The sequence below is a fragment of the Ruegeria sp. BC3 genome (assembly GCF_056539265.1).
Genome location: NZ_JBQFUP010000004.1, coordinates 404000 through 423813, shown reverse-complemented (window position 1 = coordinate 423813; position 19814 = coordinate 404000). Strand labels below are relative to the sequence as shown.

The 19814-nt window shown below is 58.7% G+C and carries 20 protein-coding genes; 11 read left to right on the top strand and 9 right to left on the bottom strand.

Annotation, left to right across the window (positions count from 1 at the left end; all coding sequences use genetic code 11):
* The first annotated feature begins 53 nt into the window (after nucleotides 1-53).
* On the top strand, nucleotides 54-554 hold the full coding sequence (locus ACR0MV_RS14065) for a potassium channel family protein (RefSeq protein ID WP_170425886.1): 501 nt from the start codon (nucleotides 54-56) through the stop codon (nucleotides 552-554).
* A 14-nt stretch (nucleotides 555-568) separates the two neighbouring features.
* Here ACR0MV_RS14065 and ACR0MV_RS14060 read toward each other — a convergent pair whose 3' ends face one another.
* A complete protein-coding gene (locus ACR0MV_RS14060; protein WP_170425884.1) occupies nucleotides 569-898 on the bottom strand; it encodes a hypothetical protein in 330 nt (109 codons plus the stop codon).
* Nucleotides 899-1062: 164 nt separating this feature from the next.
* On the opposite strand from ACR0MV_RS14060, the gene betB reads away from it, so the two are divergent.
* The 3 genes from betB (at nucleotide 1063) to ACR0MV_RS14045 (ending at nucleotide 6431) form a co-directional block, all read left to right on the top strand.
* Entirely contained in the window at nucleotides 1063-2517 is a 1455-nt protein-coding gene (betB, locus tag ACR0MV_RS14055) for a betaine-aldehyde dehydrogenase (RefSeq protein WP_480702495.1), read from the top strand.
* Nucleotides 2518-2646: 129 nt separating this feature from the next.
* Nucleotides 2647-5091, top strand: a complete 2445-nt coding sequence (locus ACR0MV_RS14050) for a GcvT family protein (protein WP_170425880.1) — start codon at nucleotides 2647-2649, stop codon at nucleotides 5089-5091.
* Entirely contained in the window at nucleotides 5088-6431 is a 1344-nt protein-coding gene (locus ACR0MV_RS14045; protein WP_170425879.1) for an MmgE/PrpD family protein, read from the top strand. The genes ACR0MV_RS14050 and ACR0MV_RS14045 overlap by 4 nt, the downstream gene beginning before the upstream one ends.
* Before the next feature lie 34 nt (nucleotides 6432-6465).
* On the opposite strand, the gene ACR0MV_RS14040 is transcribed toward ACR0MV_RS14045, so the two are convergent.
* The 5 genes from ACR0MV_RS14040 to ACR0MV_RS14020 are packed head-to-tail and all read right to left on the bottom strand — an operon-like array spanning nucleotide 6466 to nucleotide 11039.
* On the bottom strand, nucleotides 6466-8598 hold the full coding sequence (locus ACR0MV_RS14040) for a tetratricopeptide repeat protein (RefSeq protein WP_170425877.1): 2133 nt from the start codon (nucleotides 8596-8598) through the stop codon (nucleotides 6466-6468).
* On the bottom strand, nucleotides 8595-9464 hold the full coding sequence (gene motA, locus ACR0MV_RS14035) for a flagellar motor stator protein MotA (RefSeq protein ID WP_170425875.1): 870 nt from the start codon (nucleotides 9462-9464) through the stop codon (nucleotides 8595-8597). Before motA ends, ACR0MV_RS14040 begins: the two co-directional genes overlap by 4 nt.
* Before the next feature lie 46 nt (nucleotides 9465-9510).
* The gene (locus ACR0MV_RS14030; RefSeq protein WP_480702494.1) at nucleotides 9511-10071 is read right to left on the bottom strand and encodes a MotE family protein; all 561 of its coding nucleotides are present in this window, start codon (nucleotides 10069-10071) and stop codon (nucleotides 9511-9513) included.
* Nucleotides 10068-10532 carry a hypothetical protein gene (locus ACR0MV_RS14025; RefSeq protein ID WP_480702493.1) on the bottom strand — a complete coding sequence of 155 codons (465 nt, stop codon included), beginning with the start codon at nucleotides 10530-10532 and terminating at the stop codon, nucleotides 10068-10070. The genes ACR0MV_RS14030 and ACR0MV_RS14025 overlap by 4 nt, the downstream gene beginning before the upstream one ends.
* Nucleotides 10533-10541: 9 nt before the next feature.
* A complete protein-coding gene (locus ACR0MV_RS14020; protein ID WP_480702492.1) occupies nucleotides 10542-11039 on the bottom strand; it encodes a flagellar basal body-associated FliL family protein in 498 nt (165 codons plus the stop codon).
* Between the two features lie 119 nt (nucleotides 11040-11158).
* Here ACR0MV_RS14020 and fliF point away from each other — a divergent pair, with 119 nt between their 5' ends.
* Genes fliF through fliP form a run of 4 tightly spaced genes read left to right on the top strand, consistent with a single transcriptional unit; the run spans nucleotide 11159 to nucleotide 14355 of the window.
* Nucleotides 11159-12748, top strand: a complete 1590-nt coding sequence (gene fliF, locus ACR0MV_RS14015; RefSeq protein WP_480702491.1) for a flagellar basal-body MS-ring/collar protein FliF — start codon at nucleotides 11159-11161, stop codon at nucleotides 12746-12748.
* Nucleotides 12748-13344: a FliH/SctL family protein gene (locus ACR0MV_RS14010; protein WP_480702490.1), complete on the top strand. Its 597-nt coding sequence runs from the start codon at nucleotides 12748-12750 to the stop codon at nucleotides 13342-13344. Before fliF ends, ACR0MV_RS14010 begins: the two co-directional genes overlap by 1 nt.
* On the top strand, nucleotides 13337-13624 hold the full coding sequence (locus tag ACR0MV_RS14005) for a FliM/FliN family flagellar motor switch protein (RefSeq protein ID WP_170425863.1): 288 nt from the start codon (nucleotides 13337-13339) through the stop codon (nucleotides 13622-13624). The genes ACR0MV_RS14010 and ACR0MV_RS14005 overlap by 8 nt, the downstream gene beginning before the upstream one ends.
* Complete coding sequence (gene fliP / locus ACR0MV_RS14000) at nucleotides 13624-14355, top strand: flagellar type III secretion system pore protein FliP (RefSeq protein WP_170425861.1); 732 nt, start codon at nucleotides 13624-13626, stop codon at nucleotides 14353-14355. The genes ACR0MV_RS14005 and fliP overlap by 1 nt, the downstream gene beginning before the upstream one ends.
* Nucleotides 14356-14358: 3 nt before the next feature.
* On the opposite strand, the gene ACR0MV_RS13995 is transcribed toward fliP, so the two are convergent.
* Genes ACR0MV_RS13995 through ACR0MV_RS13985 form a run of 3 tightly spaced genes read right to left on the bottom strand, consistent with a single transcriptional unit; the run spans nucleotide 14359 to nucleotide 16721 of the window.
* Complete coding sequence (locus ACR0MV_RS13995) at nucleotides 14359-15801, bottom strand: sensor histidine kinase (protein WP_170425859.1); 1443 nt, start codon at nucleotides 15799-15801, stop codon at nucleotides 14359-14361.
* A complete protein-coding gene (locus tag ACR0MV_RS13990) occupies nucleotides 15798-16529 on the bottom strand; it encodes a response regulator transcription factor (RefSeq protein WP_170425857.1) in 732 nt (243 codons plus the stop codon). Before ACR0MV_RS13990 ends, ACR0MV_RS13995 begins: the two co-directional genes overlap by 4 nt.
* A 36-nt stretch (nucleotides 16530-16565) precedes the next feature.
* On the bottom strand, nucleotides 16566-16721 hold the full coding sequence (locus ACR0MV_RS13985; RefSeq protein ID WP_170425854.1) for a hypothetical protein: 156 nt from the start codon (nucleotides 16719-16721) through the stop codon (nucleotides 16566-16568).
* Between the two features lie 25 nt (nucleotides 16722-16746).
* On the opposite strand from ACR0MV_RS13985, the gene ACR0MV_RS13980 reads away from it, so the two are divergent.
* The 3 genes from ACR0MV_RS13980 to ACR0MV_RS13970 are packed head-to-tail and all read left to right on the top strand — an operon-like array spanning nucleotide 16747 to nucleotide 19813.
* Nucleotides 16747-17991: an ABC transporter substrate-binding protein gene (locus ACR0MV_RS13980; protein WP_170425853.1), complete on the top strand. Its 1245-nt coding sequence runs from the start codon at nucleotides 16747-16749 to the stop codon at nucleotides 17989-17991.
* 57 nt (nucleotides 17992-18048) lie between these two features.
* Entirely contained in the window at nucleotides 18049-18921 is an 873-nt protein-coding gene (locus ACR0MV_RS13975; RefSeq protein ID WP_170425851.1) for a carbohydrate ABC transporter permease, read from the top strand.
* Entirely contained in the window at nucleotides 18914-19813 is a 900-nt protein-coding gene (locus tag ACR0MV_RS13970) for a carbohydrate ABC transporter permease (RefSeq protein ID WP_170425849.1), read from the top strand. Before ACR0MV_RS13975 ends, ACR0MV_RS13970 begins: the two co-directional genes overlap by 8 nt.
* The last annotated feature ends 1 nt before the right edge of the window (nucleotide 19814 follow it).

Sequence of the window (19814 nt, the reverse complement as noted above, 5' to 3'; positions counted from 1 at the left end):
AGACCGCGCGGAAAGCCGGATGATCCGGAGCAATTCAGCGGATCGGAGGCGCAATGTCCCGCAAACCCACAACTCTGGCGGAATGGAAATCGACCATTCTGTCTGCCGCCGGAATGGTGCTGGCCAGCTTTCTGGCTTGGTTTGGCCTGTCACGGCTGAGTGAGGCCACAGCTGGTGACACAATCGGTACCTTCGCGTCAGTTGTTCTGTTCATCTGGATCGTGTCGCAATCCTGGTTCTATATGACCCAGGTCACCTCTCCGCGCAGATTGCTGCTCCTGATGGGGGTGTCATTCATTCAGGTCGTGCCGTTCCTGTTTGCGGCCGTTTATGGAGCGTTCGGCTATCACGACAACTGCGTCATCGGGGCCAATGGACCGGGCGACATCCTGTACTTCTCATATGTCACGTTCACCACGGTTGGATATGGCGACATGTCCCCAACAGGGTTGTGCCGCGGTCTTGCGGTATCCGAAGCTGTGACCGGCTATATCTTATTGGGTTTGTTCGTGGCTGCGGCCGTCGCCTTATATGCGCGCAACCACGAGAAATAGGCTCTGGTAAAGGGCTATTTGTTGTGGTCGATCCACAGCGACATCGCCTGCTTGTCCCGAAAACACTCGGACGGGATCGGGCGGCGCTTGGTGCGGGATATCCGCTCGGCAAATGCGACTTGCTTGCCCGTTGGATAATTTGCGAAGGGGGACGGATCGACCGGCTTGTGCGCGGAAATCCAGGCAGACATTGAACGGCGATCGCGCTGGGCCTCAACCGGTATTTCCAAGGCTGACTGCTGCGCAATGGCGCGGGCATAACGCATTTGCCGGTCAGTGACGGGCAGCAGGTGATAGTCGTTCGACGGGCCATTCAGCGCCGCATCTCGGGCTTGGTAAGACATCGGAATGCTCCTCTGACTATGAAGAACATAGATGGAACATTAACTATTTTTTTCAAGTGGAGGCCTCCTCACATCAGCGGGAGTCCGCCGTGATGCGGTTTTATTGACTGGTCAATCAATAAAAGATAAGCGGATGGGAAAAGACTTCTGAGAAGGAAACCGGCATGAAGTTCCAGCCCAAGGCCAGCCATTTCATCAATGGTGCATATGTCGAAGACACCAATGGTGCCCCCATAGACGTGATCTATCCCGCCACGGGTGAAGTTATCGCGCGGTTGCATTCCGCCACGTCCGACATCGTGAATCAGGCTCTAACTAGCACCAAAATGGCACAGACAGAGTGGGCTGCGCTGACAGGGACCGAGCGTGGCCGTATCCTCCGCAGGGCCGCAGACATCATGCGCGAACGTAACCGCGAGTTGTCGATCCTGGAAACACATGACACCGGTAAACCCTTGCAGGAAACTCTTGTGGCGGACGCCACTTCGGGTGCGGATGCGCTGGAGTATTTCGGTGGGCTGGCCGCATCGCTGACGGGGGAACACATCCCGCTGGGTGGTGGAGACTTTGTATATACCATCCGCGAGGCGCTGGGTGTCTGTGTGGGCATCGGCGCATGGAACTATCCGACCCAGATCGCGTGCTGGAAAGGCGCTCCCGCCTTGGCTTGCGGCAATACGATGGTCTTTAAACCGTCCGAAACCACGCCGCTGTCGGCCTTGCAGGTGGCTGAGATCCTGATCGAGGCGGGTGCGCCCAAGGGCGTTTATAACGTGGTCCAAGGCTATGGCGATGTCGGAGCATCGCTTGTGACCGATCCTCGCGTGGACAAGGTGTCCTTGACCGGATCGGTGCCGACCGGCCGCAAGGTCTATGCCGCCGCCGCCGATGGCATGAAGCACGTGACAATGGAGTTGGGCGGAAAATCCCCGATGATCGTCTTTGATGACGCAGACATCGAAAACGCCGTATCGGGCGCGATTCTGGGCAATTTCTATTCCTCGGGTCAGGTCTGTTCGAACGGAACCCGCGTTTTTGTGCAAAAAGGGATCAAAGAGGCCTTCCTCAAGCGTCTTTCCGAACGGCTGGGAAACGCAATAATTGGTGACCCTTTGGACGAAAACGTCAATTTTGGACCGATGGTCAGTGAAAATCAGCTGGATATTGCGCTGAGCTACGTCGAAAAGGGCAAGGAGGAAGGTGCGCGACTGGTCTATGGTGGCAATCGGATCGAAGCCGACGGCTTTTACATGCAGCCCACGGTCTTTGCAGATGTGACCGACGATATGTCCATCGCCCGCGAAGAGATCTTTGGTCCGGTCATGTCTGTCCTCGATTTCGACACTGAACAAGAGGTTTTGGCCCGTGCCAACGATACCGAGTTCGGGTTGGCTGCTGGTGTCTTTACCAACGACCTGACCCGCGCCCACCGCATTGTCGCCGGATTCGAGGCGGGTACTTGCTACATCAACACCTACAACCTGGCCCCGGTCGAAGCGCCGTTTGGTGGATCCAAGATGTCGGGCGTCGGGCGCGAGAACTCGAAACTGGCAATCAATCACTTCAGTGAAATGAAGACGGTCTACGTCTCGATGAACGATGTCGAGGCGCCCTACTGATCAAAACCGGCTATCTTGGTTCTGTTCCCGACATTTCGCGTCGGGAACAGAGCATAAGCTGCCCGCGACCTGTGGCTGACTCCTGTCAAAGGGTGCCGATTGCGGTGCCGTCGGCAGGAGATCACGCTCATGAAAACGCACGCACAGGCCGTAGTGATTGGCGGAGGCTTGGCAGGTTGTTCGATACTTTACCATCTGGCCAAGCTGGGCTGGCGGGATGTTGTCCTGCTGGAACGGGATGAGCTGACGTCAGGTTCGACTTGGCACGCAGCAGCCAATATTCACGGCCTTCACGACAACAACAACATCACCCGCATCCAGCATTATACGATGAACCTGTATAAAGAGTTGGAGCAGGAAACCGGCCAAAGCTGTGGCGTATTTCAGCCCGGTTCGCTGTATCTGGCCCAAACCGAAGAGCGCGAGCATCAGCTGCGTCTTCAGGAAGCCAAGGCGCGGTTTTATGGGCTGAACTTCCACGAAGTCAGCCGCGAGCAAGCAAAAGAGCTGCACCCTCTGGCGCAGTTCGACGATATCCGCTGCATCATGTACGAACCCGACGGCGGCAACGTCGATCCCTCAGGCGTGCCGCATGCCTACGCCGCGGGGGCGCGGGCCATGGGCGCGACGATTGAGCGGTTTTGCCCCGTATTAGGGACTGATCAGCAGCCGGACGGGTCGTGGATCGTGCGCACTGAAAAGGGCGACATCCATACACAGTGGGTCGTGAACGCCGCTGGGCTTTGGGGCCGCGAAGTGGCGGCGTTGGCGGGTCTGACACTGCCCCTGCAGCCTACCGAGCATCAGTACTTCGTCACCGAATCCATAGATGAAGTTGCCAATCTGGGCCGCCGTCTGCCCTCAATCGCGGATCGGGATGGCGAATACTACTTCCGACAGGAAGGCAACGGGTTGCTGATCGGGGCCTATGAGAAGGATATGAAGTTCTGGGCCGAAGACGGCACGCCGCTGGATTTTGCTCATGATCTGTTCCCCGACGATCTGGACCGGATCATGGAAAACGTAATCCGCGCCACCGAACGTGTGCCGGTTGCAGCCACCGCTGGGGTCAAACGGGTGATCAACGGGCCGATGATCTGGTCGCCCGATTCCAGCGCGCTTTGGGGTCCGGTGCCCGAGCTGAAGAACTATTTTCTCTGTGGGGGCCTGATTCCCGGCTTCTCGCAATCGGGTGGTCTTGGTCTGCTGGCGGCGCAATGGATGATCGAGGGCGAGCCGCAATACGACATGTTCGCCTGGGATCTGGCCCGGTTTGGCGACTGGGCGGACAAGGCGTTCACCAAGGCGCGGGTCGAGGATCAGTATACCCACCGATTTGCCATCCATTTCCCCAACGAAGAACGCAGCGCAGGCCGTCCGGCCCGCGTGCGCCCCGCGTACCAGATGCAAAAGGACATGGGCTGCGTCTTCGGCTTGAACTGCGGTTGGGAACACCCGCTGTGGTTTGCTGATCAGCCGGGTACGGAAGAGACAATCGGCTTCACTCGCCAGAACTGGTGGGAGCCCGTGGGCCGTGAGGTGAAGATGCTGCGCGAAAGCGTAGGCGTGATCGATATCTCGAACTTTGCCAACTACGTCATCAAGGGGCTGGGTGCACATGATTGGCTGGACCAGTTGGTCGCCAACCGCGTACCGACCGAGGTCGGACGGTCCTGCCTGACCCCGCTGATTTCGGTTCGTGGCGGTGTCGCTGGCGATTTCACCATCACCAAGGTGGCCGAAGACGAATACATGATGATCGGCTCTGGCATGGCCGAGCGCTATCATCAGCGGTTCTTCAACATGATCGATCTGCCCGAAAACACGACGTTCGAAGTGGCAACAGACCGCATCGCCGGATTCAACGTGGCTGGCCCCAAGGCGCGCGATCTGTTGCAGCGCCTGACCAATTCGGATCTGTCGAACGAAGCGTTCCGCTTTATGCGCTCTCAGACAATTGAAGTCGCAGGTGTGACCTGCCTGGCCATCCGCGTCAGCTTTACCGGCGATCTGGGTTGGGAACTGCACTGCGCTGAAGAGGATCAAATCAGACTCTATACAGCACTTTTGGACGCCGCGGGCGCATTGGACGGCGGCCCGGTGGGTGGTCGCGCCCTTGGTTCTCTGCGCATCGAAAAAGGGTATGGTTCATGGGGCCGCGAGTATTCGCAGGAATATTGGCCACAGGAAGTCGGACTGGCGGGGCTGATCAAGCTGGACAAGGATTTCCTGCACAAGGACGCTTATCTGAAGGTCAAGGACAACCCCACGCGCGAGGTTTTGTCGATCTTTGAGGTCGAGGTGACGGATGCCGACGCAACGGGAGGCGAACCGATCTTTACCCCCGATGGCACGCCGGTGGGTCGCGTGACGTCAGGCGCCTATGGCTATTCGGTCGGCAAGTCGCTTGCTATCGGCTATGCCAACCCGGCTGTTGCTCGGCCCGGGGATACAGTCGAAATTTTCATCCTCGGCAGACCGCACAAAGCCCAAATTTTGTTCGAGCCACCTTTTGACCCATCAGGACATCGGCTGCGCGATGTTCAGCCGAAGGTAATGGAACCAGCAAAATGAGCGGAACTTTCGAGCGCGTCGCTGAGTTCGCTCTGAACTGTCCTGCGGACATGATGCCAGACAGCGCCAAAGAAGCTGCAGCCCTGATGATGCTGGACACAATGGGCATCCTCATCGCCTCCGGCCCGATGGAAGCCGGCGTGATTGCTCGCGATACGGCGGCCCTGCTTTACGCCAGTTCTGACGCAGGTCACAGCGTTCCGATGATGTTCGATGGCCGGCCTGTCAGTATGGCAGGGGCGGCCTATGCGGCCGCGACCCAGACCGACAATCTGGATGGACATGACGGTTACAACCCCACCAAGGGTCATATCGGCGTTGTTGTGCTGCCGGCACTGATCGCGCTGGGCGCGCACTGCCCAGAGGTATCTGGCCCTGAGGCTCTGGCGGCCGTGATTACCGGTTATGAGGTCGCGGGACGCGCGGGCATGTCGCTGCATGCGTCGGTCAGCGATTATCACACGTCCGGAGCGTGGAATGCACTGGGCGTGGTGGCCTTGGCCGCGCGTTTGCGTGGGCATTCGGCGGAGCAATTTCGCCAAGCGTTGGGGATCGCCGAATATCACGGCCCACGCAGCCAAATGATGCGCGAAATCGCGAACCCGACCATGTTGCATGACGGATCAGGCTGGGGCGCTATGGTCGGTATCTCCTCGGCGATTTTGGCCGAACGTGGGTTCACCGGAGCACCAGCAATCACCATTGAAGCTGACGATGTCGCCGTGTTCTGGGCCGATCTTGGCCAATTCTGGCAGGTCGAGCATCAATATGTGAAACCCTACCCAATATGCCGTTGGGCGCATGCGGCAATCGACGGTGTGCGTGCGGTGATGATCGAGCATGACCTGACCCATGAACAGATCAAATCCCTACATATCAACAGCTTTCACGAAGCCGCCTGTCTTTACGGCGGGATGCCTGAAACGACATCTCAGGCACAGTATTCGCTGCCTTTTGCGGTGGCGGTTCAAGCGATCTACGGCCGGATCGGAGTTGAACATATCTCGGGCGTCGGGCTGTCGGATCCAACTGTGGCAGCTATGCTGCCTCGCATTCACGTTCGCGAAGATGCGCGTCACAGTACCCGTTTCCCTAAGGGGCGATGGGCCGAGGTCACATTGGAAACGACCGATGGGCGCAACTTGACCTCCGGCGACATTCACGCGCGCGGCGGACCCGAAGGCCCGTTCAGCAAAGAGGACGTGATTGCAAAATATACCGACTTTGCTGTGCCTGTTATCGGACAGGAGCGTGCGGATGCGATCCGGGATGCCATCTTGGGTTGGACCAAACCCGGTTCCAAGATCTCTGACGCGTTGCCTTTGGTGTTCGATCCGTAAACGCCGAGCAAGGGCGCAGGGACTATCGGGCCAGTCATGGGGTGACCTTCGCCAGTAGATCCAAAATTCGTTCCCGCGTTTGTGCGCTGTCCTCCAACAAGCTCTGCGCGTCGGCCAGTGGCTTTTCGGGTATGCGATTGGGTGGCGCGGAAAGGACCTGCGTCGTTTGGTGAATGGCGGAGAACTTTGATCCACTCTCCTCATCCAACCTGTCTGGGCGATCTGCCAGCCAAACATACCGGTCGGCTTCTTCGACTTGTCCAATCTCGCGGAACAAATCGGCTGTTGCTCCGTAGTCTTCTGTCATCTGCATCGCTTGTCCCCTTAGCGATTGCGCGGCGTCTGAAGGGTCATCTGAAAGTTCCAGAATTGCCTGATGCGGTCGACGCTGCAGCAGGGCGGCCTGCGCTCTAACTCTTGCCCGACCGGAGCGCCGCGCCTTGTCCTGCGGTCGGCTGGCCAGTTCCAACGCGGCATTGGCAAAGCCGAGCGCGACAAGTCTTTCGGCTACGGCCAGCGCGGTATCCGTTGATAGCGCTTGTTGCTGCCTTGGCGTCAGGGTCACAACACGACGCAGGAACGTCGCGTCGTCGGCCCGCTCGGTCAGAATTAGGGCGACACGGTCCAGTGCTCCAAATCCTGCGGCGTCCTGCGCCTGTAACAGATCCATTGCCTGGTCAAACTCATTGCTCAGGCTCAGGGCGACAATCTGTGTTTGCAACATTTGGGCACCGATGTCAGTTCGGCGAAATTCGACGACATAGGACGCTGCAAGGTCAAGCTCCTTTGGCGAAACGGATCCACGGTCGAGCCAGCGCTTCTCGATAAGCCGGGCCAGTGCCAATGGCGCTTTGAGCTCGGCGCCCGAGGTTTCGATAACCTTACTCAACAATGCTTCGGACTTGGGGCCATCGCCTTCGGCGGCTGCGACCTTGGCCTCGGCTTGGGTCGTGCCAGCGCTGGCGTCGGTTTCAACACGATCGACCGAACGTAGCACGCGCCGCGCGGCCTCCAGCTTACCCGCATCCGCCAAAATCTCGGCCAGAGTTGGCCCAATATGGCGACGCAAATGATCCGGCAGCCGCACAAAAGACTGCTCGATCGCTTGCAACTTGGCGTCTTCCGCCAACATGCCTTCGATCAACACCGCCCATATCGCCGCATCGCTTTCGCAGCGTTGAAGGCCCGCGAACGGGTTCGGTCCTGACATAGAAGTACCGTCCAGATAGCGCGAGATGGCGGCGATCCGATCCGCATCCGGGGTCTGTTTCTCCAGCAGGTCCAGCGCCTGCAGCGCCTCTGCTCCAAAACCGGAATAGGCATACAATTTCGCCAGTTTGAGAACTTGCTTTGTGTCGATGCGATCAAATTCCTGAAATAGAGAACTGCGCAGTGACGCAACTTGTTCCGGGAATGGGGCGGCTCCGGCCCAAGTCGCAAACCCAAGATCGGCGGTTGAGATGCAGGGCGGTCGCTTTTCAAGCTGCGGTAGAGAGGGACCCAAAAGTTCGTTCAGGCCGTCCAGCACAGAAGTCACATTGATGTTGGCATTCAGGTCTGACGGGATGACTGGCCCACTGCGAGGCGTGCTTGACCTTGGTCCGACCGGTGCTAGATGCAAATCCACTATTTCCCGATCCGCACCCCGCAACAGAAGGTTGGACAGCTGATCCTCATAGCGCCGTGTACTGAGGTTCAGCAATGGCAACTCCAGCTGTTGCAAATTTTTCACCAGCAGCGGGTTTTTCTCCTTCTGGACTTTCGGCAAGGCGGGCGGCGGAATATCTGCGCTGAGCGGAGGGAGCGCTTTGCCGGGCGCAATATCCACCACGATCATCGTCTCTTTGTACAAAAAGGCTGAGGCAACGCAGTCGCACCCGAACTGCATCTCAAGAGTGGCGCCGGGTTCCGATTGCGAAATCGTCGCCAGCCGAGCCTGCGTCAAACGTTGAAACACGGATGCAGTATCAAAACTGACCTCATCCAGTTCAACGCTAAGGCGTGCACCGTTCTTTTTGCGCGAAAGAACCCATTCTGTGCCTGACGGGATTTGAAAGACCAGCCGGGTGTAGCCGTCATGTTCACCCGAGCGCACTGTCACATCCCGCGCCTGCGCAAGCGACGCCGCCACGCTGAGCGCTCCTGCAAGTAAGATGGCGCGTATCATGCGGCCGCCTGCTTGAGTTCTTTCAGCGCCTCTTCAAGCTCGGAGAAACCGGGTCGGTTATGTGTTGGCGTGTTCTGGCGGCCAACTTCGATACACATGGCGGCGTTGTGGTTGTGCAAATTGGCGACCAGGACCTCTTTGATCAATTGGTAGAAATGGTTGTCTTCCTCAACCACAACTTTCAGCTTGCCCGCGAAGGGACCAACCAGACCGTAGGCCAGGAAAACGCCTAGGAACGTCCCGACCAAAGCACCGCCGATCAGTTTGCCCAGCACTTCCGGCGGCTGGTCAATAGACCCCATCGTCTTGATGACACCCAGAACTGCGGCCACGATGCCAAGCGCAGGCAGACCGTCTGCTACGGTTTGCAGCGCGTGACTGGAATGCATCGCGTGATGAAAGTTGGCCTCCATCCGCTTTTCCAGAACTTCTTCCACCTGATGCGGGTCGTCGTAATTCATCGACGCGGACCGCATCGTGTCGCAAATCAGATCGACCGCTTCTTTATCGGCCTGAATCTTTGGGTAGGCTGCGAATAGGGACGAGTTCTGGGGGTCCTCGATATGCTGTTCCACCTCAACCGGATTGGCCTTGGCGATGCGAATAAGCGAAAACAGCAGGCATAGAAGGTCGCGGTAGTCTTCCGGTTTCCATTTCGGGCCTTTGAAGACCTTGCCCATATCCTTGAGCGTGTGTTTGACCGCGCTCATGTCATTGCTGATCAGAAACGCACCAACAGCGGCCCCGCCAATCATCATCATCTCGAACGGGAGCGATTTCAAAATGATCGTCATCTTGCCGCCAGCGGCCAGATAGCCGCCAAACACCATGGCAAAAATGACGACGATTCCGATAATTCCGATCATGAGCGGTCTCCTGCAATGTCAGATGCGGGGATGAAAAACATGCGTGTCATTCTTGGGGAGCCGCAGCGTTGCGGCCTGCCATGATGACGCTGATGGTATAGGCAGCTTCGGGGCTGAGCCCGGCCAGGACACCAGCAGCTGCATCGGGCGGCATGCGGGACAGAAAGCCGGCCGCAAATCCGGGGTCCATGGTTTCAAAAAGGGCAGCAGCGTCTTTTGGCTTCATGCTCTGATACACGTCGGTCAGGCGCGTCAGATCGGTTTCAGCGGCCTTTTCTGCAAAGGCTAGTGTTTGCCGTAAGGACTCTTCCGCCTCTTGCAGCGCGGCCAATCGTGTTTCGATGGCCTGATCCGCAATATCCAGCGCCTTTTCCTTGTCCACCAAAGCTGCTTCTCGCTTTTTGAGGGCGTCTTCGCGGCGCAGCAACTCTGTAAGCAGTTCCTGTGCACCGGGCAGCTGGGGTTGGCTACTGGCGGGTTCTGCGGTTTTGGCCAAAGCCGGTCCGGCCTCGAACCCGACTCGGATCGCCGCTGAACCGATCATCAGCATCGCGATCACCGCAAGAACGCCGCTTTTGGGGCGATTGTCCGCTGACTTTCGCGTCATGCCGAGGCCTCGCTGCGGTTGTGGCGCAGGAACATCAAACCACCGGGTTTCTTTGACTGCGGTTCGGCTGCAGGTTCATCTTCCACCTTGGGCTCGGCGCTGGTCTGGGGGAGATCTTCTGCAACCTCGGGTGTCGGCTCTGGTTCTGCCGAAACCTCGGCGACTGCTTCGTCTTGCGGCACGACGTCGTGCATGGAAGCCATCATGAGCTCAAGCCGCTGAGCCACGGATTCAGCGCGTTCCGTCAGCGCATCCAGCGTTGCGCCGGACTGGTCCGAGGCGTCCCGAGCGGCATCAAGCGACTTCTTCAACTCCTCGGCCTGAGAAGACAGAACCGCCACCGCGCCGCCCACGCCTTTTTCAAGGTCGGTAAAGCGTTTCAACCGCCGCGACAGAACGAAACAATAAAGACCCGCACCCAAGGCACCGGCGACCAGAAAAATATCTGCAATCAGCTCCAATTTAGCCTCCTAATTCAGCACGAATTCCATGACGAGAATGTCGCGCACGCGTCCTTCGCCGACGACGATTTCGATACGCCGCAGCAGGTGCCCGCGGATGCGGACAAGCGCGAGAGAATCCTCAAGATCCGATACCTCGATCGCGCGCAAATAGCCGTTCAGCACATCCATGATTCGCGGTTTCATCTTTTCCACGTCCGCCTGGTATTGCGCGTTCACTTCGAGTTGGGCGTGGAACTTCAGATGCCGCGAATCCCCCGTGTCGACAGAAACAATCACAGGGGCGAGATCGACAAAGCCGACCTTTGGGAGCGCTTTGGCGGGTTTGTCACTGCCCTTGTCTTCGGCCTCTTGCGCGGTGGGTTTGCCGCCAATCGGCAACAGGCCTGACGTGGTCAGGAAATACCCGCCCGCCGCACCGGCAATCGCCAGAATCACCCCTATGATCAATCCCTTTTTCCCGGATTCTTCCGGGACTTCTGCCTGTTCTGCAGTCGCGTCGGTCATGACGTCCTCATTCCTACAATCTGCATTCGTCATAACCCGACAGGAACTAACCGATTGTTAAGGGCAATCGTCCAAACAAGGGATGCGCCGGGCAGAATGTCGGCGAGTCGGAGGTGAGCGTGCAGCAGATCGGAACTGTCTGGGCAAATTTGGACAGGCGTAAACAAATCATCGTCGCCGGTGCAGGAGTGCTGGTTTTCCTGGGGATACTCGCGATGTCACGGCTGGTGACCGCGCCGTCTATGACCCTGCTTTATGCTGGGCTGGAAAGCGGTGCGGCGGGTGACATCGTTCGCTCGCTGGATCAGCGCGGCGTGCAGTACGAGATTCGCGGCGGCTCGATCTATGTACCCGGCGCGCAGCGGGATGAGCTGCGTATGACTCTGGCCAGCGAAGGCCTGCCCGCCAATGGAAACAGAGGGTATGAACTGCTGGACTCACTTAGCGGTTTCGGTACCACGTCACAGATGTTCGACGCCGCGTATTGGCGGGCCAAAGAAGGTGAGCTGGCCCGGACCATTGTCGGCAGCCCTCATGTCAGCCAGGCCCGTGTGCATATTGCCAACGGATCGTCGAATCCGTTCCAACGCAGCGTGGCTCCAACCGCCTCGGTTTATCTGGTCGCGTCCGGCGCGGACGTCACGTCAGATCAGGCCAAGGCGATCCGGTTCCTGGTTTCATCGGCTGTCAGCGGCCTGTCGCCCGAAAACGTCACCGTAATCGATTCGAATGGCGCGGTGATCGGGGCGCAGGACAATCCAGTGGCCGCAGATGCCGCAGATGATAAATCCCGCCAATTGCGGGAACGGGTTCTACGTTTGGTCGAAGCACGTGTGGGCACCGGAAATGCAGTGGTCGAAGTGAGCGTCGATACGGTCACAAAGACCGAATCGATCCGCGAACGGCGCTTTGATCCCAATAGCCGCGTTGCCATCAGCACCGACGTTGAAGAGCGTTCTGACAGCGCGCGAAACCAGTCGGGGGATGTCACCGTCGCGTCGAACCTGCCGGACGGCGATGGCGCTGGCGGAGACGAGTCCAATTCGAATGCGACGCAGACGCGCGAGCGGATCAACTATGAGGTCTCGGAAACTGAACTTGAAGTTCATAATGTCCCTGGTGCGATCAAACGACTGACCGTTGCAGTGTTGGTGAACGGAACCCGGTCGGTCGGGGCGGATGGAGTGGAAACCTTTGCCCCGATGCCCCAGGCGGAACTGGATGCTTTGCAAGAACTGGTCGCTTCTGCCGTTGGATTCGATGCAGAGCGCGGCGACGTGATCACGCTGAAATCGTTGGACCTGCCAGCGGTCGAGCCTCAGGGGACTCTGGCGACGACGTCGCAGTGGCAGAAGATGCATTTCCATGCGATGTCGCTGATCCAGATGGCGGTTCTGGCGCTTGTATCTCTGGTGCTTGGCCTGTTTGTCATTCGCCCCATACTGACCCAATCGGCGACGGCCCCGGCCCTGTTGGCAGCGGGTGGAACCACCGAACCAGACGCCATCCTGACCGGAGAGATCGCAACCGAAGATAGCGGGCAGTTTGCTGCCTTACCCGGAAAGGCACCCGCCGGGAACGTACCTGCCTTGGCGACGGACGCTGGGGCGGACCCGGTGGATCGGCTGCGCGCGATGATAGGCGACAAGCAGGAGGAAACGGTCGAGATTCTGCGCAGCTGGTTGGAAGAAGGTGAGGAGCGTGTGTGATGTCGATTGCCCATCTTCTTGAGGATTTCACCCTGCAGGCCAATGGTGGTCAGTTGCATGTTCTGGACGAAGATGCTCTGGAAGAACAGCGGCTGGCTTCCTTCGAACAGGGCTATAGCGCAGGCTGGGAGGATGCGACCCAAGCCCAAGAGAGCAGCAGGGGGCAGATCTCGGCCGATCTGGCCAAGTCGCTTGAGGATTTTTCTTTCACATATCACGAGGCTGTTCACCGGATGGCCCAGTCCCTTGAACCCATGTTTCAGAGCCTAACAAAAGTGGTTTTGCCCGAAACGCTGGATCGAGGGTTCGCAGCCCGGTTGACTGAACAGCTTACTGACATGGCTCGCACTCAGATCGGGCAGCCGATGCAGGTTTTCGTACCCGAAGGGTGCGCGGCTGAGGTGGAGGGGATGATCCCCGAGGCGATCTCTGCGCCGGTACAGGTTGTCGAAGACCCCTCGCTCGACCCTGGGCAAGCGCGACTGAAGGTGGGGATTTCCCAGCGCGAAGTGGATTGCAGCGGGTTGCTGGCTGCGGTCGATCAAGCCTTTCAGGCGTATGTATTTCAAGCAAAAGAGGCAGTAAGCCATGAGTGACCCGCAGACCCCGAAAACCGAAAAATCCAACCCGTTTGAGGCCGTTCCGATCGAAGTCACCGTGTCGGTGGGCCGTGCGCGCCCGCTGATCCGCGATCTGCTGAACATGGGCGAAAACGCGGTTCTGACGCTGGATAAACGGATCGAAGACCCGGTTGACCTGTATGTCGGCGACCAGCTGGTTGCGCGCGGCCTGCTGGAAGAGATGGAGGGCGAGCAGGCGGGTCAACTGGCTGTGCGCCTGACCGAAATCGCGGACCTTCAAAACGGGATCGGCTGATGCTCCGGCTACTGTTGCTGGTGGTCGCGCTTGTGGCGTTGACTCCGTCGCTGGCCACGGCACAAGAGTTATCGGTCTCGCTGGGCGAGGGCGGTTCGATCTCGGCGCGTACCATTCAGCTGATCCTGTTGATTACGGTGCTGAGCCTCGCGCCGGGGCTCGCGATCATGATCACCTGCTTTCCGTTTTTGATCACCGTTTTGGCGATCCTGCGGCAGGGGATTGGCTTGCAGCAGTCTCCGCCAAACATGCTTATCGTCAGCTTGGCTTTGTTCCTGACCTATTTCATCATGGACCCGGTCTTTACCGAGGCCTGGACAGCCGGCATTCGACCAATGGTCAATGAAACGATGGAGGTTGAGCCCGCGCTGGAACGCGCCTTGCAGCCATTCAGAGCCTTTATGGCGGCGCGACTGGACGCAGATACGTTTCACACCATGGCCGCCTTGCGTCCCGAAGGGGGTGCTATTCCTCTGTCGCCGAATGCGCCGCTGTCAATCTTGATGCCGTCCTTCATGCTGTCGGAAATTGCCCGCGCCTTTCAGATCGGATTTTTAGTGTTCTTGCCCTTTCTGATCATCGACCTTGTGGTCGCCGCGGTCTTGATGTCGATGGGTATGATGATGGTGCCGCCTGCCACAGTCTCTCTGCCGTTCAAGCTGGCATTTTTCGTCATTGCCGATGGTTGGTCTTTGATCGCCAGCGCTTTGGTTCGCAGCTACACGACCTAGGTTTTATTGCCGGGCGATCTGTAGGCGGGCGCGCAGGCCGCGCTCGCCTGCTTCGAACCGCATGGCGCCGCCATGTTGTTCGGCCACAGTTGCGGCGATGGTCAGACCCAGGCCAAAGCCGTCCGATGATCCGGTGTTGGATCCCCGCCGAAATGGGGCCATCAGGTTCTCAATATCCGAGACGGAGAGGTCGGTGCCCTTGTCCTCGACAGTGATGGTGGCTGTGGTCGCATCGGTTTCCAACTGGACCTCAGCGTGCCGCCCATATTTCAAGGCATTGTCGATCAGGTTCGTCAGAGCACGCCGGAGAGAGATCGGCCGTCCCATGACCAGCACACGGCGGGTTTCGGTCAATTGCCCAACGCCGCGTTTGGACATGAAAACCGAGGTTGCCCCTTCGACCGCGACCGGATCGGTCTGCTTCAGGGTGACGGGTAGGTCCATGTCCTGATAGTCGGCGACCAGAGACTCGACGAGAGAGGTCAGGGAAATCTGTTGTGGTTCCTCGACATTCAGTTCAGACCGCGTGTAGGTCAGGACGCCTTCGATCATGCCGGTCATCTGATCCACGTCGGCCTCAAGCTTTTCGCGCAGTTCGTCATCAGCTATCAGTGCGGCCCGCAGGCGCACGCGGGTGGCGGGTGTGCCCAGATCGTGGCTGACGCCAGACAAGACGGTTGCCCGCTTTTCCAACTGAGCGCGCTCGGCCTCGAGATGAGCATTTACTGCCGATACGATATCGCGCAATTCATCCGGGCCATCAGCCTCATAGCTTTCTGGTCCGCCCAAACGCTGCCGCTGGCGTAGGGCATGCGCGAACCGGGTGAAGGTGTCCGACACATTGCTGACCGAGGACAGAATGACCGCAAGCGCAACGATCCCCAACAGAATGGCGGGCAGGCGTAGGTCCATAGGTGCGGACTGACAGCCCCAAATTCGCGTTCCATCAACCTGATACCAGGCCTCCCGACCAAATTTCGCAATCAGGATCGGCTCGCTGCAATAGGTTGCCAGCAATCGGGTCAGGTTACCCATCTTCTCGGGGCCGGTTTGATCAATACCGGAGACGATGTCCGATACCGGATAAATCAAACGGTCGGACAGGATCGCGACGGTCAGTTCGCGCCCGCTAAGCGGCGAGGAACTGTCCGTCAGGATCGACAGGTTTGTAACAAATCGGCGGTCAGAGAAGCCGGGCAAGCGCTGAAACTCGCCATTTTCGGCCAGCGCTGCGTCCTGCGGTGACAAGGGGGTAATTGAAAGCCCCTCGGACGGGGCCATGCCAGTGCGCAGTTCTTCGTACACCGTGAAACCGGCAACGAAGGATTGCAGCAGGTAATCATTCCAAGCACGCGCGGATGCGAACCACAGCCCAGCCGAAACAAGCCCTGCGGCAAAAGCCGACAGCGCCCACAGCCATCCCAGATTGCGCAGTCGCAGGGTCATTCTTCGACCGAGATGTCGGCAGCAAAGATGTAGCCGACCCCACGTTCCGTGCGCAGCATTTGCGGATCTTTTGGGTTGGCCTCGATCTTGGACCGCAGGCGGCCGACCAGCATGTCGATGGCGCGCCCCTGAGCTTCGGACTTGTCGCTGTCGCCGGTCACATCCAGCGCCGCGACGATCTCATCCCGGGTCAGCGGGATATGCGGGTTGGCCAGTAACACCTTGAGCAGGGCGGTTTCCCTTTGGGACAGCGACACCAGATAGCCTTCGGGAGAATGCAGGTCGTCGCGCTTGCCGTCATAGATCCAACCGTCAAAACGGAAGGTTCGGGTTCGGCGGCGATAGGCCAGCGACGACGACCGCCGCGCGCGCTGCATGACCGCGCGAATACGGGCCAGCATCAGTTGCGGGTTGAACGGCTTGGCGATGTAGTCGTCGGCACCCACCTCGTATCCGGCCATGCGCTGATGGTCTGCGGACAGGGCTGAGACAAGTATGATCGGCACATCCTGTTCCCGCCGCAAACGGGCGCAAATGTCGATGCCGTTTTCATCCCCCAGCATGACGTCCAACAGGATCAGGTCGATCCGACCGTTGGACAGATGCGCGCGGATTTCTCGCTCAGTGCTGGCGGGCAGGGCGATGAACCCGTTCTTTTGCATCAGTTGAGTCATCATCGACCGCATGTCCGGGTCGTCATCCACCACCAGAAGCCGCGGAATGCTCACTCTGTCTGTCCTCCCGATAATATTCCTCCGACGTCGTCAATTGTAACGAACGGAAACGGATTCAATGTCAACGTAACACGCTGTAACAAAAGTGGTGAAAAATTGGGCTTCGTCTGCATCTTGGCGCGGATTACGCGTTGTCAGATGGCGTTTGGCCCCCAGTAATAGCGCAATCGCTGCTTCGGCAGCCATTGAGTTCTCAGGGAGGAGACAAGACATGAATCGTTTTGCATTTGCCACTGTATCGACGCTGGCCGTTGCGGCCGCATCGTCCGTTGTGGCCGAGCCTCAGGCCGAGGTTCTGCACTGGTGGACCTCAGGCGGTGAGGCCAAGTCGGTCGCTGTTCTGCAGGAAGAGTTCGCTTCGAACGGTGGCACATGGACCGATATGCCGGTTGCAGGCGGCGGTGGTGACGCGGCGATGACCGCGCTGCGGGCTCGCGTTCTGGCCGGCAACGCGCCGACTGCTGTTCAGCTGAAAGGCCCCGCCATTCAGGAATGGTACGAGGAAGGCGTTCTGGCCGACATCTCATCCGTTGCCGATGCCGAAGGTTGGGCTGAGGTGCTGCCTGCTTCGATCGCAGATCACATGAAGTGCGAAGGCACGTGGTGCGCCGCGCCGGTGAACGTACACCGTGTGGACTGGATCTGGGCCAACGCAGACGTTCTGGCGGCTAATGGTATCGAAATGCCGACCACTTGGGACGAGTTCAACGCCGCAGCGGATAAACTGCAAGCCGCTGGTGTGATCCCGCTGGCCCATGGGGGTCAGGCATGGCAGGACGCGACCGTTTTTGAAACCGTGGTTCTGGGCATTGGCGGGCCCGAGTTCTTCCAGAAAGCGCTGGTTGATCTGGACCCCGAAGCGTTGACTTCGGACACGATGGTTCAGGTGTTCGACCAGATGCGCACCCTGCGTGGTTATGTGGATGAGAACTTCTCGGGCCGTGACTGGAACCTGGCGACTGCGATGGTCATGAACGGCGAAGCGGCGTTCCAGATCATGGGCGACTGGGCCAAGGGTGAATTCCTGGCGGCTGGCAAGAAGCCCGGCGAAGATTTCCTGTGCGCCTCAACGCCCGGTGACGGTTACCTGTACAACGTCGACAGCTTTGCCATGTTCGACGTGGAAGGTGACGACAAGAAAGCCGGTCAGGACCTGCTGGCCAAGCTGATCGTCGCGCCGAACTTCCAGAAGGTGTTCAACCTGAACAAAGGCTCGATCCCCGCGCGGACCGACGTGGCGCTGGATGACTTCGACATCTGTGCCAACCTGTCGGCCGAAGACATGGGCGCGACTTCGGATGCAGGTTCGCTGCTGCCGTCCTATGCCCATGGCATGGCGCTGCGCGGGTCGCAGTCCGGTGCGATCACAGACGTTGTGACTGCGCATTTCAACTCGGATATGTCCTCGGCTGACGCGGTTCAGCAATTGGCGGACGCGGTAGCAAACAGCTACTGATCCAACACGCTCTGCCCCCTATAATGCGGGGCAGAGCACCTTTCCCCGGAGGCTAAAATGTCCGAATGGCTGGAAAACCACCTGCCCAAGGTGGTACTGGCACCGTCGTTCATCGCCGTATTGATCTTTGTCTACGGCTTTATCGGATGGACTGCATGGGTGTCGCTGACCCGATCGAAATTACTGCCGAAATACGAGATCAAGGGCTTCATCCAGTATGAACGCCTGTTCGACTCACCCCGCTGGGACACGGCAATCAACAACCTGTATATCTTTGGCGCGCTGTTCATCGTGATCGCGATGGTGCTGGGCCTTTTGCTGGCCATCCTGCTGGATCAGAAGATCCGTGCCGAAGGCGCGATCCGCACCATCTACCTGTACCCTATGGCGCTGTCGATGATCGTCACGGGCACCGCGTGGAAGTGGATTTTGAACCCCGGTCTGGGGATCGAGTCCATGGTGCAGGGCTGGGGCTTTCCGAATTTCGAGTTCGACTGGCTGGTGAACCCCGACTACGCCATCTACACCATCGTGATGGCTGCGATCTGGCAGAGCTCGGGCTTCGTCATGGCGTTGTTCCTCGCCGGTTTGCGGTCCGTGGACGGAGAGATCATCAAGGCCGCGCAGGTCGATGGTATCCCCACATGGCGCATTTACACGGCGATCATCATCCCGTCGATGGCCCCGATCTTCCTGTCCGCCTTCATCGTGCTGGCCCACCTTGCAATCAAGAGCTTTGACCTTGTCATTGCCCTGACAGGTGGTGGTCCGGGTTACGCAACCGATCTGCCCGCCACGTATATGTACGCCATGGCGTTTTCGCGCGGCGATATTGGTCAGGCGGCGTCGTCCGCGATGATCATGATGCTGGTCGTCTTTGCCATCGTGGTTCCTTACCTTTACTCAGAACTGAGGGCGAAAAATGACTGATATTTCGATGCCTCAAACCCAAACCCGCGCCCAAAGTGGCACTGGTAAGATTGCCCTGCGTTGGCTGCTGTATGTCCTGTTGGGCCTGTTCGCGCTGTATTACCTGATGCCGCTGTTTGTGATGGTCACTACATCGCTGAAAAGCCTTGAGGAGATTCGCACCGGATCCCTGATCTCGCTGCCACGCGAAGTCAGCTTCGATGCGTGGAAAACTGCATGGTCCGGGGCGTGCACCGGTATCCAGTGTGAAGGCCTGAGGCCCTATTTCTGGAACTCGGTCCTGATCGCAGTGCCTGCGGTGGCGATTTCAACTCTGCTGGGCGCGCTGAATGGCTATGTCGTGGCGCAGTGGCGGTTTAAAGGCGCGAATATCATCTTCTCGCTGATGCTGTTTGGCTGCTTTATCCCGTTCCAAGTCGTCTTGCTGCCGATGGCGCGGCTGCTGGGCATGATGGGGATCGCCGGAACCATACCGGGCCTGATCTTCGTTCATGTGATCTACGGGCTGGGCTTCACCACGCTGTTCTTCCGCAACTACTATGTCACTATCCCGTCCGAGCTGACCAAGGCTGCGCGCGTCGATGGGGCCGGGTTCTTGCGGATTTTCTGGTCGATCTTCCTGCCGCTGTCGCTGCCCATCGTTGTGGTGACCGTGATCTGGCAGTTCACGCAGATCTGGAATGACTTCCTGTTCGGCGTGTCGTTCAGCCAGGCGGGCACACAGCCCGTGACCGTGGCGCTCAACAACATCGTAAACTCCACCACCGGCGTCAAAGAGTACAACGTCGACATGGCTGCCGCGATCATCGCGGGGCTGCCGACGCTGCTCGTCTATGTCGTTGCCGGTAAGTATTTCATCCGCGGCCTGACCGCCGGTTCCGTGAAGGGATAAC

What these genes read in the sequence shown, in the direction of transcription:
- ACR0MV_RS14065 (WP_170425886.1), top strand. Translation starts at nt 54, where the DNA reads ATGTCCCGCAAACCCACAACTCTGGCGGAATGGAAATCGACCATTCTG.
- ACR0MV_RS14060 (WP_170425884.1), bottom strand. Translation starts at nt 898, where the DNA reads ATGTCTTACCAAGCCCGAGATGCGGCGCTGAATGGCCCGTCGAACGAC.
- betB (WP_480702495.1), top strand. Translation starts at nt 1,063, where the DNA reads ATGAAGTTCCAGCCCAAGGCCAGCCATTTCATCAATGGTGCATATGTC.
- ACR0MV_RS14050 (WP_170425880.1), top strand. Translation starts at nt 2,647, where the DNA reads ATGAAAACGCACGCACAGGCCGTAGTGATTGGCGGAGGCTTGGCAGGT.
- ACR0MV_RS14045 (WP_170425879.1), top strand. Translation starts at nt 5,088, where the DNA reads ATGAGCGGAACTTTCGAGCGCGTCGCTGAGTTCGCTCTGAACTGTCCT.
- ACR0MV_RS14040 (WP_170425877.1), bottom strand. Translation starts at nt 8,598, where the DNA reads ATGATACGCGCCATCTTACTTGCAGGAGCGCTCAGCGTGGCGGCGTCG.
- motA (WP_170425875.1), bottom strand. Translation starts at nt 9,464, where the DNA reads ATGATCGGAATTATCGGAATCGTCGTCATTTTTGCCATGGTGTTTGGC.
- ACR0MV_RS14030 (WP_480702494.1), bottom strand. Translation starts at nt 10,071, where the DNA reads ATGACGCGAAAGTCAGCGGACAATCGCCCCAAAAGCGGCGTTCTTGCG.
- ACR0MV_RS14020 (WP_480702492.1), bottom strand. Translation starts at nt 11,039, where the DNA reads ATGACCGACGCGACTGCAGAACAGGCAGAAGTCCCGGAAGAATCCGGG.
- ACR0MV_RS14010 (WP_480702490.1), top strand. Translation starts at nt 12,748, where the DNA reads ATGTCGATTGCCCATCTTCTTGAGGATTTCACCCTGCAGGCCAATGGT.
- ACR0MV_RS14005 (WP_170425863.1), top strand. Translation starts at nt 13,337, where the DNA reads ATGAGTGACCCGCAGACCCCGAAAACCGAAAAATCCAACCCGTTTGAG.
- fliP (WP_170425861.1), top strand. Translation starts at nt 13,624, where the DNA reads ATGCTCCGGCTACTGTTGCTGGTGGTCGCGCTTGTGGCGTTGACTCCG.
- ACR0MV_RS13995 (WP_170425859.1), bottom strand. Translation starts at nt 15,801, where the DNA reads ATGACCCTGCGACTGCGCAATCTGGGATGGCTGTGGGCGCTGTCGGCT.
- ACR0MV_RS13985 (WP_170425854.1), bottom strand. Translation starts at nt 16,721, where the DNA reads ATGGCTGCCGAAGCAGCGATTGCGCTATTACTGGGGGCCAAACGCCAT.
- ACR0MV_RS13980 (WP_170425853.1), top strand. Translation starts at nt 16,747, where the DNA reads ATGAATCGTTTTGCATTTGCCACTGTATCGACGCTGGCCGTTGCGGCC.
- ACR0MV_RS13975 (WP_170425851.1), top strand. Translation starts at nt 18,049, where the DNA reads ATGTCCGAATGGCTGGAAAACCACCTGCCCAAGGTGGTACTGGCACCG.
- ACR0MV_RS13970 (WP_170425849.1), top strand. Translation starts at nt 18,914, where the DNA reads ATGACTGATATTTCGATGCCTCAAACCCAAACCCGCGCCCAAAGTGGC.